The following is an 11,700-nucleotide window of genomic DNA, read 5'->3' as shown; positions in this document are numbered from 1 at the left end:
AGGAGCGGGGGCCGGTGCGGGAGCCGAAGGTGGCGCTGCGGCCACCGGAGCCGGCGGCGGGCTGGCCGGCCGCGGACCGGCACCACCAGGGATAAAGGAGAAATCCTCCGCCAGCGACGACGATATCCACGGCACCTGCTCCTGGCGCGAGGCACGGGTCACGCCGACGCGGGTGCGGTTCAGCGTTTCTTCCGCCATCAGATCGGGGGTGCGGATTTCCTTCAGCAGTTCCTTCACAAACAGGCTGCGGTCGCTGCCACTGTCGGAAACGACCGACGAGAGCGCAGCCGAATACATCACCAGCGTGCCGTTCGGCGCAATCACCGGCGCAAGGCCGGCGGAAAAGCTGCGAAACCGTCGCTCGAACGGATTGCGCCTGGAGGCGTCGATCAGCGCGATCTTGACCCCGGCGCCGCGGCTGTTGATCTCCCCGAGCACGGTCTCGAGGCTGAAACCGTCGCGGCGAACGTCGGGCTCGGTCCAGATCTGCGCATCGACCGGGATCATGTAGCTCTGGCGGCTCGACTGCACGCCAAAGCCTGAGAAGAATATCAGTGCGACCGACCCCGGCTTGATCTTGCCGTACAGGCGCTCGAAGGCGCGGCGCATCTGCTCGCCGGTCAGGTTCTCGCCGATATCGACATTGAAGCCGTCGCGCTTGAGCTCTTCGGCGATGTCGCGCGCATCGTTGATCGGCTCCTTCAGCGGCGCCTCGGCGTCCGGATATTTCGCGTTGCCGATCACCAGTGCATAACGTTCGCCGGCTGCGAACGACGGGGCGACCGACGCCACCACAAAAAACAGGGAGAGAAACAATACAAGGCGGGTTTTCATATCGACGGCAATCCAGCCAAAATGGCGCCGATACCAGCTTGCGCCGCGGCGACCATACTCTACGCTCCCTGCATTATCAAACCGCGCGTATTACCCGTCAACCGCTTGCGATCGCATCACTAATTGCGACAAATAACCGCGACCGCACGTCGCGAATGAAGCCGAGTTAACAATCGAGTTAACAATGTGGACCGGCGGCAACACCTGAGGCGTGATTGGGCCCTTGCAACTGGTTCCCGATCCGCTCGACCATGCTTCCGTCTATACTTGGCTGCGCCCGAACATGACGGTCGGCCCTGCGAAGGCGGGGTGTCCGATGCGCCGCCTGTCGAGTTGATCGCCGCTGCTGTGGAATTGCGAATCGTCCCCAGTGGCAACCATCGATGGTATTGTGATCCCTCTCACATAGCTCTGCAATTGTTACGCGGTCGTCATTCGCGCGCTGCGTTTGACCTTTGCGGATGACAATGGCTTGCTGCCGCATCGGCCAGGTTCACAACAAAAGAAAAGCGACACCGATGGGAAATGCCTACGAAATCTACGCGCTGCGCTACGCGACGATGTCGCCACGCACCCCTCATTTGAATTTTCTGATCCCCGACCCGCACGAGACCACGGCGCAGGACCTCGATTATTTCGTCTGGCTGGTCCGGGGCGGCGGCCGCGACATCCTGGTCGATACCGGCTTCAACGCCGAAGAGGCGAAAGCGCGTGCGCGCAAGCTCACGCTCAATCCGGTCGATGCGCTGGCGAATTTCGGCGTCGCCGCGGATACGATCCGCGACGTCATCGTCACCCATTTGCACTACGACCACGCCGGCAATCTCGATCGCTTCCCGAACGCACGGTTTCATCTGCAGGAGCGCGAGATGAGCTACGCGACCGGGCGCTGCATGTGCAACGGCATGCTGCGGCATCCGTTTTCGGTCGAGCACGTCACGACCATGGTGCGCCATGTCTACGGCGACCGCGTCACCTTCCATTCCGGCGATGGCGAGATCGCGCCCGGCGTGACCGTGCATCGCGTCGGCGGCCATTCCGATGGCTTGCAGGTGGTGCGGGTGGAAACCGCGCGCGGCCCGGTGGTGCTGGCGTCGGACGCCGCGCATTACTACGCCAATCTGCACAAGCGCAGCCCGTTTCCGATCGTCTACAATGTCGGCGACATGGCGCAGGGCTGGGAGACCGTCGAGCGGCTGGCCGGTCATCCCGACCGCTTCATCCCCGGCCACGATCCGATCGTAAGCGAGATCTACCCGCGCGCGCACGACAAGGTCGATGCGTTCGCGCTGCACCTCGCGCCGTCGCGGTCCTTTGCAAAATAACAGAGCGTTTTCAAGCGAAGTGGATACCGGTTCGCGTCAAGAAAACGCGTCAAAAGATAGGTTCAAGAAAAACAATGCCGGAATACAAGACTCTCGGCTTCATCGGCCTCGGCGTGATGGGCGAGCCGATCTGCCGCAATCTCGTGAAGAAGAGCGGCAAGCGCGTGCTGGCCTTTGATCTGTCGGCGGAGCCGCTGGCGCGGCTCAAGGCCGACGGGGCCGCTATTGCGGCCTCCATTGCCGACGTGATCAAGCAAAGCGGTTTGCTGTTTCTGTGCCTGCCCAGCGCCAAACACGTGCGCGCGGTGTTCGAGGGCGACGGCATCCTGAAGAACGTCCGCAGCGGACAGGTCGTGGTCGATCTCGGCACCTCCTCGGTCAGCCAGACCCGCGACTTTGCCAAACAGTTGCAAGCCAAAGGCGCGTCCTGGGCCGACGCGCCGATCGCGCGCACGCGGCAGGCGGCGCAGGATGGTACGCTCAGCGTCATGGTCGGAACGACGGCTTCGCTGTATGCCGATGTCGAACCGCTGATCCGCTGCTTCGCCACCGACGTCACTCACTGCGGCGACGTCGGCGCGGGACAGGTGACGAAAATCCTCAACAACATGGTGCTGTTCGAAACCGTCAACGCGCTGTCCGAGGCAGTTGCGGTGGCGAAGCACAATGGCGTCGATCCCAAGCTGCTGCTGGACACGCTATCAAAGGGCTCGGCCGACAGTTTTGCGCTACGCAATCACGGCATGAAGGCGATCGTGCCGGGTAATTACCCGGAGCGCGCGTTCTCGACCGAATATGCGCTGAAGGATCTGTCCTACGCGCTGGAGCTTGCGTCCGACGCCGGCATCAGGATCCGTGGTGCAGAACTGATCGGCACCGTGTTGCAGGAAGCGATCGATGCGGGATCGGGCGATCATTATTTCCCGGTCATCGCGAAACATATTGGCGGCCGCTAACCGGAGACGATCATGATCCAACGCTTTGCAGGGCTCACACCCACCCGCAGCCGCGCCGTCGCGCACGACGATCTGGTTCTCACGGTGGCGGTTGCGCCCGACCCGGTCAGTCCCTCGATGTACGAGCAGAGCGTCAAGGCGCTCGCCCGGATCGACGAAAGCCTCGCGCTGTGCGGCTCGGACAAGAGCAAGATCCTGTCGGCGATCGTCTATGTCGCCGACATCAAGCAGAAGGCCGAGATGAACCGCGCCTGGGACGAATGGGTCGACCGCAAGAATCCGCCGATGCGCGCCTGCCTCGGCGTTGATCTCGAGCCGCCGCATATCGTGGAGATCGTGGTGACGGCGATGAAGTAAGCCGGTCAGTAGTTGTCTGCACTAGGTCTCCGTGTCCATAGCAGGACAGCTATCGAAGTCAGCGAGCGCGACGCGAACTCGCCGTCGAACTTGTCGTAAATCACGCCTGCGACGTAAACCCAATTGGCGCGTGGGCCGCCAGTCGCCGGGCGTCAAGAAGCTGAGCGAGCGCACCAGCAGCAGGCTATACCAGCCGGATCGACGCTATCGAACACGCAGCTCGTAGAGAATCATCGACTCGATGTAGAACGAGCGCTCGTAGGCGAGGCGTGCGCGGAAGCCAGCCTCATCAATCAGCCGGCCGAACAGGTCGAGATCGGAGTCCGACGATACCATGACATAGAGACAGCCGTTGGGCTTAAGCCGCTCGCTGGCCTGCTTGAACAAGGCCGCCACGTCCCGATATTGAGGACCGGCGTGCCAACCGCGATCCGCGAGATCGCGCGGCTCGCCAGCATGCTTGGGTGGGCTTGATAGTATCACATCGAAAAGCGGGCGCACTGGAAGCGCGGCGAGGAGGTTCATACAGGCGACGTTCACACGGTCACCAAAGCCGTTCGCCTGCGCATTCTCCAGCGCCGAGAGAGCCGCATGGGGATTGATGTCGAGCGCCAAAACCTCTGCCGCACCGGCGCGAGCGGCCGCCAGAGCCAAGATGCCGGAGCCGGTGCCAATATCAGCCACGGACTTGCCGCTCAGGTCGAGCCCGTCGAGGAACTTCGCGAAATACTCACTGCTCAGAAAGAAGCGGGGGTGGAAGACCGTCGGCCGCACGCGCAGGCGGAAGCCCGCCGCCCGGGTCGTTCGGATGCTCTGGCGGCTAAGGATGAGGTGATACGAGAAGAAATGAATAATGTGGCGCAAAAGACGGCGGAACGGTCCGTGCGGCGTTCCACGCCGATTGAGAACGGTGAAATCACTGTCGACTGAGCGGGATGTTCGGTTCATCAGGGGTAGGCCTCCTACCGGCGAGCGACGAACCCGCGGCGCAGTCAGCGATGCAGCAGAGTCAGTCGACGGAAAAATCCTTCGCGACGGGGCACCTCGGCGGCTGCTTGCGCAACGCCGCCGAAGCAGCCGCGGAACGTGATGATTCTCCAGATCATCGGGTGCCAATCCCGCCACACCGCTTCGGCCTCCTCGCGCATCACCGCGCCAGTGATCTCGGGGACGCGGCCGAAAACTTCCGGGATGACGCCAGAGATCTCCTCGTCCTGTAAAACCTTCCATTTGGAGTGTCCGCCCATGATGGGCGAGCGAATTGCATAGACGACCTTGCGCATCCGGGTCTCGCGAATGCAGTAGCAGCACATCGCGCAGGGCTCGACATTGGTATAAAGCGTGCAGCGCGACAACCGCTTGGTTCCGAGGACGCGTTGCGCTTCCGACATCGCAACCATTTCGGCGTGACGGGTCACGTCGCCGTCGCGTACCACGCGGTTGGTGGCTTCCGACACGATCTCCTCGTCGTGACAGATCACGCAGCCGAAAGGAAGTTCACCCGCCGCGATGGAGGCGCGTGAGAGCTCGATGCACCGCGCCATCATGCGCAGATCCAGATCGTTCGGCACCTGAGCCAGCCTCCCTCAATGAACCTCGCGAACTGATCGACATTCTAGCCGAAAACGACCATTTCGCGCTATGCGATTCCGGCACCCAACCCACCCATGAGATGTGAAGCAAGCTTTTCCGGCTCCGATTCCGAAGGAAAGGTCTGCTCCGGACGGTCACAGGCGGAAGTCAGTCTCTGATCCGCGCTGGCTCTGCCTTAATCCCGAAAGTCGACAAGAAGCATTGATGAGCACGCGCCCTAATACGCTTCCTTCGCATCCGCCTCTTCGCTGGTCTGCACCAGTTCGAGGCTCGCTTCGATCTTGCCGAGCAGCCGTGCGAACTCCCGCCGCTCCTGCGCGGAAAGGCCGGACAATATCTCCTGCTCCTTGCGCAACAGGCGCGGGATCAGTTCCTCGTAGAGCTGTTCGCCCTTGCGTGTCAGACGCAGGCGGAATTCGCGCCGGTCATCCTCGTTCTCGACGCGCTCGATGATCTGCCGCTTCATCAACGACGTGACGGCGCGGCTGATCGTTGATTTGTGCGTGCGGGTGCAGTGGGCGATGTATTGCGCGCTGCAGGCATCATGACGGAAGCCGAGCGTCGCCAGCACGCGCCATTCCGGAATATCGAGGCCGTAGCGGGCCGCATACTCCACCGAGAGCGCCGAACTGACTTCCGCCGCCAGCCGGTTGAGCTGGAACGGCACGAATTTGAAGAGGTCCAGCCGCGCGGCCTTCTTCGGCGCGCTCTCCTCCTGCGGACCGGCCGCCATTTCGCCTGACATCGCTTTTGGCAAGAACAGCCTCGATTTCGGTTGACGCCGGACCCGGCCCGGGGTTTAAGATAGTTGCAGGTGAGACTAATTTAGCAGGGCCGTCGGCCACTAGCCAGCGTTTTCGAGCGAAGTGGATACCGGTTCGCGTGAAGAAAACGCGTCAAAACAAGATCTCTAGTCACGGGGTTGAGCCCGCATGGCGCTGACTAAAACCCAGTTCGGCTATCGTCGCCACCCCGATCAGGACCGGGCGGGCGCTGATATCGCCGAGCATGCCGTGGTCGTGGTCGGCGCGGGCCCCGTTGGCCTGTCGCTGGCGATCGATCTGGCGCAGCGCGGGCAATCGGTCGTGCTGCTCGACGATGCCGACCGGATCGGCGAGGGCTCGCGGGCGATCTGCTTCTCCAAGCGCTCGCTCGAATTCTGGGACCGGCTCGGCATCGGCCAGCGCATGGTCGACAAGGGCGTGGTGTGGAGCGTCGGCAAGATCTTTCACGGCGAATCCCAGCTCTATCAATTCAACCTGTTGCCGGAGGAAGGCCACAAGCGGCCGGCCTTCATCAACCTGCAGCAATTCTATGCGGAGGCCTATCTGGTCGACCGCGTCGAGGAACTGCCTGCGATCGATCTGCGCTGGCGCAACAAGGTGACGGGGCTCGAGCCGCGCAACGACGGTGTGGTGCTGACGGTCCAGACGCCGGATGGTCCCTATCGGCTCGCGGCGCAATATGTCGTCGCCTGCGACGGCGCCCGGTCCTCGCTGCGGCAGATGGTGGGCGCGGAATTTGCCGGCCAGGTGTTCGAGGACCAGTTCCTGATCGCCGACGTCAAGATGACTGCGGCGTTCCCGACCGAGCGCTGGTTCTGGTTCGACCCGCCGTTCCATGCCGGCCGCTCCGCGCTGCTGCACAAGCAGCCGGACGACATCTGGCGGATCGACCTGCAACTCAATCGCTTTGCCGATCCCGCCGTCGAAAAGCTGCCGGAGAACGTGCGGCCGCGCATCGCCCGCATGCTCGGCCACGACAAGTTCGATTTCGAATGGATCTCGCTATACAAATTCCAGTGCCGGCGAATGAACAAGTTCATCCATGGCCGGGTGATCTTCGCCGGTGACGCCGCGCATCAGGTATCGCCGTTCGGCGCCCGCGGCGCCAATTCCGGGCTGGAGGATGCCGAGAATCTGGCGTGGAAGCTCGACCGCGTGCTGCGGGGGACTTCGCCCGTGGGGCTGCTCGACAGCTACCATATCGAGCGAAGCGCTGCGGCCGATGAGAACATCCGCGAATCCACCCGCTCGACCGACTTCATGGCGCCCAACTCGCACCAGGAGGCGCGGTTGCGCAAGGCGGTGCTGTCGCTCGCCAGGGAGACAGAGTTCGGCAAGCGCATGGTGAATGGCGGACGCCTCTCGACGCCGTCGATCTACGAGACGCCGCTCTCGACCGCCGATGGCGATTCCTGGCGCGGCGGGCCGCGTCCCGGCGCCTCGATGCCGGACGCGCCGGCTGCCGGGCAGGGCGGCGAACCGATCTATCTCACCGAAGCTTTCATGGGCGCCGGAACCGGGTTCACGCTGCTGGAGTTTAGCAATGGCACCGCGCCGGAACGGCCCGACGGATTGGGCACGATCCGGATTGGCGGCAACGGCGGGCTGACCGATTCTGCAGGTCTTGCCGCCAAGCGTTACGATGCCGAACCCGGCACTGCCTACCTGCTGCGCCCCGACGGCTATATCGCGGCGCGCTTCCGCCACCCGACGCGGGCGGCGCTCGATGCCGCGCTGGCGCGCGCCGCAGGCCATATTTGAGGTTTCGTCATGGCGCTATCGACCAGTTCGAACTTTGCCAAGCCCGACGACGCGTTCCGCGCCATCGTCGAGGCGCATCGGGGCTTGAACGACGAGCAAAGCGCCGATCTCGATGCGGCGCTGGTTCTCATTCTCGCCAATCATATCGGCGACCTCGATGTGCTGAAGGAGGCCATCGCGCTCGCCGCCCAGCGGATGCTCGGTGCGAGCCAGCAGCAAGCGCAGCAACAGCAGCAATAGTTCACGCCTCGAACGAAGTCAGGAATCGAATTGATGGCCAAAGGTTTCGCGTCCACCACGGATCTCGCGGAGAAGAAGATTACCTTCTCTGAAATCGGCATTGATCTCTACGCCTTCACCGCCGAGGGCGATCCGAACTCCGCGATCATCGTCGGCGATGACGGTTGCCTGGTGTTCGACGCGCAGTCGACGCCGGCGATGGCCAACAAGGTGATCGAGCGCGTTCGCACCGTGACCGACAAGCCGATCAAATATGTCGTGCTGTCGCATTACCATGCCGTGCGCGTGCTCGGCGCTTCCGCCTACAAGGCGCAGGGTATCGTGGCGTCAGCCGAAACCTACCGGCTGATCGAAGAGCGTGGCCAGCAGGATTGGGATTCCGAGTACGGCCGCTTTCCCCGCCTGTTCCAAGACGCCGAGAGCATTCCCGGTCTCACGTGGCCGACGCTGACCTTCGAAGGCGAGATGTCGATCTATCTCGGCAAGCGCGAGGTGCGGCTGATGCAACTCGGCGCCGGGCATACGTCGGGCGACATCGTCGCCTGGGTGCCGGATGCCGAGGTGATGTTCTCCGGCGATCTCATCGAATATCACTCGGCCTGCTATTGCGGCGATGCGCATTTGCGCGAATGGCCTTCCACGCTCAATGAAATCCGCGCCTTCAATCCGAAGGCGATCGCGCCGGGCCGTGGCGATGCGCTGAAGGGACTGTCGACCGGGCGCGACGCGATCGCGATGACGCGCGACTTCGTCACCTCGCTCTATGGCGCGGCGGAAAGCTCGGTCGCCAGGGGCCGCACGCTGAAAGAGACGTTTGCGGCGACGCGCGAGGTGATGGACCCGAAGTTTTCCAGCTTCGCCATTTACGAGCATTGCCTGCCGTTCAACGTCTCGCGCGCGTTCGATGAAGCATCAGGGATCGACGATCCCGTGATCTGGACCGACAAGCGCGACCAGGAAATGTGGGCCGCCCTGCAAGGAGGAGGATGACCATGAATATCAATACCTCGCCTGATCAGATCGTCCGAAGCACGGCGCAGATAACGCCGGGATACATGTCCGGCTTCGGCAACAGTTTTGAGACCGAGGCCCTGCCCGGCGCGCTGCCGATGGGGCGCAACTCGCCGCAACGCTGCGCCTACGGGCTCTATGCCGAACAGCTTTCCGGCTCGCCCTTCACCGCGCCGCGCGGCACCAACGAGCGCTCCTGGCTCTATCGTATCCGGCCGTCGGTGAAGCATTCCGGCCGCTTTGAGAAAGCGGATGGCGGGCTGTGGCGCACTGCGCCGTGTCATGAATATGATCTGCCGATCGCGCAGCTCCGCTGGGATCCGGCGCCGATCCCGAAGGAGGATACGACTTTTTTGCAGGGCGTGCAGACCATGACGACGGCCGGTGACGCCAACACGCAGGCCGGCATGGCCGCGCATGTCTACCTCATCACCAAATCGATGGTCGATCAGCATTTCTACAACGCCGACGGCGAGATGATGTTCGTGGCCCAGCAGGGCAATCTGCGCCTCGTCACCGAGTTCGGCCGCATCGATATCGAGCCGGGCGAGATCGCGGTGATTCCGCGCGGCGTGAAATTCCGGGCCGAGATTCCGAATGGGCCTGCGCGCGGCTATCTCTGCGAGAACTATGGCGGCGCTTTCACGCTGCCGGAGCGCGGGCCGATCGGCGCCAACTGTCTTGCCAATTCGCGCGACTTCCTGACGCCGGTCGCTTCGTACGAAGACAAGGACACGCCGACCGAGCTCTACGTGAAGTGGGGCGGCTCGCTGTTCAAGACCACGCTGCCGCATTCGCCGATCGATGTCGTCGCATGGCACGGCAATTACGCGCCCTACAAATACGATTTGCGGACCTTCTCGCCGGTCGGCGCCATCGGCTTCGACCATCCCGATCCCTCGATCTTCACGGTGCTGACCTCGCCGTCGGAAACCGCAGGCACTGCGAATATCGACTTCGTTATCTTCCCGGAGCGCTGGATGGTGGCGGAGAACACCTTCCGTCCGCCCTGGTATCACATGAACATCATGAGTGAGTTCATGGGCCTGATCTACGGCGTCTACGACGCCAAGCCGCAAGGTTTCGTTCCCGGCGGTATCAGCCTGCATAACATGATGCTGCCGCACGGTCCCGACCGTGAGGCCTTCGATCACGCCAGCAACAGCGAATTGAAGCCGGTGAAACTGACCGGCACCATGGCCTTCATGTTTGAAACGCGCTTTCCCCAGCGGGTCACGCAGCATGCTGCGACGTCGGCGACGCTGCAGGACGATTATGCCGATTGCTGGAAGGGTCTGGAGAAACGGTTCGATCCGAACAAGCCGTGACACCTTTACCCTCCCCTGGAGGGGGAGGGTCGACGCGCGTGAAACGCGCGGCGGGGCGGGGTGACGGTCTCTCCACATCCAACAGCGCCCGAGTTGAGAGATCACCCCCCCCGTCTCGCATTTCGCTGCGCTCCATATGAGCCGATCCTCCCCCTCCAGGGGAGGGTGAAAGAAGCGCCGCTGCGTTTCACGAGGAAACCATGCCCCACCCCAACGATCCAAAACTCCGTTCCTTCATCCCCGTCGACGCCAATTCCGACTTCCCGATCCAAAATCTCCCCTACGGCGTGTTCACCACCAAGGACGGGCTCGCCCCGCGCATTGGCGTCGCGATCGGCGATTACGTGCTCGATCTCTGGCAGCTCGCGCAGGATTGCCGGTTCGACCTCGTCGAGCCCGCGGTGTTCGCCGCGTCCCAGCTCAACCCGTTCATGGCACTCGGACCAAAAGTCTGGTCGAGCACGCGCGCACGGATCAGCGAGCTTCTGCGTCATGATAACCCCGAGCTGCGCGACAACGAGAAACTGCGCAAGCGCGCGCTGGTGCCGATGACGGATGTAAAATTGCATCTGCCGTTCGCGGTTTCCGGTTACACCGACTTCTACTCGTCCAAGGAGCACGCCACCAATGTCGGCGTCATGTTCCGCGGCAAGGACAACGCGCTGCAGCCGAACTGGCTGCACATGCCGATCGGCTACAACGGCCGCGCTTCCACCGTCGTTGTCAGCGGCACGCCGGTACGCCGGCCGCGTGGACAGTTGAAGCCGCCGAGCGCAGATCTGCCGAGCTTCGGGCCGTGCAAGCGGCTCGATTTCGAACTCGAAATGGGCGTGGTGGTCGGCCAGCCGTCTGACATGGGCGAAATGCTCACCGAGAAACAGGCCGAGGAAATGATCTTCGGCTTCGTCATCCTGAACGATTGGAGCGCGCGCGACATCCAGCAGTGGGAATATGTGCCGCTCGGCCCGTTCCAGGCAAAAGTGTTCGCGACCTCGATCAGCCCGTGGGTGGTGACGCGTGAGGCGCTGGAGCCGTTCCGGCTTCATGGTCCGTCGCAGGAGCCGAAGCCGCTGCCCTATCTGCAGCAGGCGCAGCCGAACAATTACGACATGGCGCTGGAGGTCGGGATGCGTGCGGCACCCATGAATGCGCCCCAGAATATCAGCCGCACCAATTTCAAGTACATGTACTGGTCGTCGGTGCAGCAGCTCGTGCACCACGCCGCCTGCGGTTGCGCCATGAATGTCGGCGATCTCTTAGGGTCCGGCACGATCTCCGGCCCGGAAAAAGACCAGCGCGGCAGCCTCTTGGAGATAAGCTGGAACGGCACCGAGCCAGTCGAACTGGCCGAAGGCGTGAAGCGGACCTTCCTGGAGGATGGCGATTCGCTGGTCATGCGCGGCTGGTGCCAGGGCGACGGCTACCGCGTCGGGTTTGGCGAAGTCGAGGGGACGATTACGGCGGCGGGGTAGCGTCTGGACGCAACGTGACGCTCTCTCCCCGTCATTGC

The 11,700-nt window shown here is 62.9% G+C and carries 12 protein-coding genes; 8 read left to right on the top strand and 4 right to left on the bottom strand.

Going from position 1 to position 11,700, the window contains the following annotated elements; genetic code table 11:
- A partial coding sequence (locus CQ12_RS33105) for a caspase family protein (protein WP_198164312.1) occupies window positions 1-834 on the bottom strand: 834 nt, incomplete at its 3' end.
- A gap of 518 nt (window positions 835-1,352) precedes the next feature.
- Here CQ12_RS33105 and CQ12_RS33100 point away from each other — a divergent pair.
- The 3 genes from CQ12_RS33100 to CQ12_RS33090 all read left to right on the top strand — a co-directional run bounded on the left by CQ12_RS33100 (window position 1,353) and on the right by CQ12_RS33090 (window position 3,472).
- Window positions 1,353-2,159, top strand: a complete 807-nt coding sequence (locus tag CQ12_RS33100) for an N-acyl homoserine lactonase family protein (protein ID WP_057839455.1) — start codon at window positions 1,353-1,355, stop codon at window positions 2,157-2,159.
- A 74-nt stretch (window positions 2,160-2,233) separates the two neighbouring features.
- Window positions 2,234-3,115, top strand: a complete 882-nt coding sequence (locus CQ12_RS33095) for an NAD(P)-dependent oxidoreductase (protein ID WP_198164311.1) — start codon at window positions 2,234-2,236, stop codon at window positions 3,113-3,115.
- Window positions 3,116-3,127: 12 nt separating this feature from the next.
- The gene (locus CQ12_RS33090; RefSeq protein WP_057839454.1) at window positions 3,128-3,472 is read left to right on the top strand and encodes a RidA family protein; all 345 of its coding nucleotides are present in this window, start codon (window positions 3,128-3,130) and stop codon (window positions 3,470-3,472) included.
- Between the two features lie 204 nt (window positions 3,473-3,676).
- Here the strand turns inward: CQ12_RS33090 and CQ12_RS33085 are convergent, their stop codons facing one another.
- From CQ12_RS33085 to CQ12_RS33075, 3 genes are all read right to left on the bottom strand, one after another.
- A complete protein-coding gene (locus tag CQ12_RS33085; protein ID WP_083519574.1) occupies window positions 3,677-4,420 on the bottom strand; it encodes a 50S ribosomal protein L11 methyltransferase in 744 nt (247 codons plus the stop codon).
- 44 nt (window positions 4,421-4,464) lie between these two features.
- Window positions 4,465-5,043 (bottom strand): nucleoside deaminase, encoded by a 579-nt coding sequence (locus CQ12_RS33080; protein ID WP_057839452.1) that lies wholly within the window; start codon window positions 5,041-5,043, stop codon window positions 4,465-4,467.
- A 239-nt stretch (window positions 5,044-5,282) separates the two neighbouring features.
- On the bottom strand, window positions 5,283-5,810 hold the full coding sequence (locus CQ12_RS33075; protein ID WP_057839451.1) for a MarR family winged helix-turn-helix transcriptional regulator: 528 nt from the start codon (window positions 5,808-5,810) through the stop codon (window positions 5,283-5,285).
- A gap of 187 nt (window positions 5,811-5,997) precedes the next feature.
- Between CQ12_RS33075 and CQ12_RS33070 the strand changes: the two genes are divergently transcribed.
- The 5 genes from CQ12_RS33070 (at window position 5,998) to fahA (ending at window position 11,662) form a co-directional block, all read left to right on the top strand.
- Entirely contained in the window at window positions 5,998-7,611 is a 1,614-nt protein-coding gene (locus CQ12_RS33070; RefSeq protein ID WP_057839450.1) for an FAD-dependent oxidoreductase, read from the top strand.
- A gap of 9 nt (window positions 7,612-7,620) precedes the next feature.
- Window positions 7,621-7,851 (top strand): DUF2783 domain-containing protein, encoded by a 231-nt coding sequence (locus CQ12_RS33065; RefSeq protein ID WP_057839449.1) that lies wholly within the window; start codon window positions 7,621-7,623, stop codon window positions 7,849-7,851.
- A 33-nt stretch (window positions 7,852-7,884) separates the two neighbouring features.
- Complete coding sequence (locus CQ12_RS33060; protein ID WP_057839448.1) at window positions 7,885-8,841, top strand: MBL fold metallo-hydrolase; 957 nt, start codon at window positions 7,885-7,887, stop codon at window positions 8,839-8,841.
- A 2-nt stretch (window positions 8,842-8,843) separates the two neighbouring features.
- The gene (hmgA, locus tag CQ12_RS33055; protein ID WP_057839447.1) at window positions 8,844-10,190 is read left to right on the top strand and encodes a homogentisate 1,2-dioxygenase; all 1,347 of its coding nucleotides are present in this window, start codon (window positions 8,844-8,846) and stop codon (window positions 10,188-10,190) included.
- Window positions 10,191-10,390: 200 nt separating this feature from the next.
- Window positions 10,391-11,662 (top strand): fumarylacetoacetase, encoded by a 1,272-nt coding sequence (gene fahA / locus CQ12_RS33050; RefSeq protein WP_057839446.1) that lies wholly within the window; start codon window positions 10,391-10,393, stop codon window positions 11,660-11,662.
- Window positions 11,663-11,700: the final 38 nt, after the last annotated feature.

This window comes from Bradyrhizobium jicamae (assembly GCF_001440395.1).
Taxonomy (GTDB): Bacteria; Pseudomonadota; Alphaproteobacteria; order Rhizobiales; family Xanthobacteraceae; genus Bradyrhizobium; species Bradyrhizobium jicamae.
This window is presented reverse-complemented; position numbering and strand designations above follow the sequence as displayed.

Bases quoted from the DNA above. Each gene is read 5' to 3' on its own strand.
- CQ12_RS33095 (WP_198164311.1), top strand. From the start codon at position 2,234: ATGCCGGAATACAAGACTCTCGGCTTCATCGGCCTCGGCGTGATGGGC.
- CQ12_RS33100 (WP_057839455.1), top strand. From the start codon at position 1,353: ATGGGAAATGCCTACGAAATCTACGCGCTGCGCTACGCGACGATGTCG.
- CQ12_RS33075 (WP_057839451.1), bottom strand. From the start codon at position 5,810: ATGTCAGGCGAAATGGCGGCCGGTCCGCAGGAGGAGAGCGCGCCGAAG.
- fahA (WP_057839446.1), top strand. From the start codon at position 10,391: ATGCCCCACCCCAACGATCCAAAACTCCGTTCCTTCATCCCCGTCGAC.
- CQ12_RS33060 (WP_057839448.1), top strand. From the start codon at position 7,885: ATGGCCAAAGGTTTCGCGTCCACCACGGATCTCGCGGAGAAGAAGATT.
- CQ12_RS33090 (WP_057839454.1), top strand. From the start codon at position 3,128: ATGATCCAACGCTTTGCAGGGCTCACACCCACCCGCAGCCGCGCCGTC.
- CQ12_RS33070 (WP_057839450.1), top strand. From the start codon at position 5,998: ATGGCGCTGACTAAAACCCAGTTCGGCTATCGTCGCCACCCCGATCAG.
- CQ12_RS33065 (WP_057839449.1), top strand. From the start codon at position 7,621: ATGGCGCTATCGACCAGTTCGAACTTTGCCAAGCCCGACGACGCGTTC.
- CQ12_RS33085 (WP_083519574.1), bottom strand. From the start codon at position 4,420: ATGAACCGAACATCCCGCTCAGTCGACAGTGATTTCACCGTTCTCAAT.
- hmgA (WP_057839447.1), top strand. From the start codon at position 8,844: ATGAATATCAATACCTCGCCTGATCAGATCGTCCGAAGCACGGCGCAG.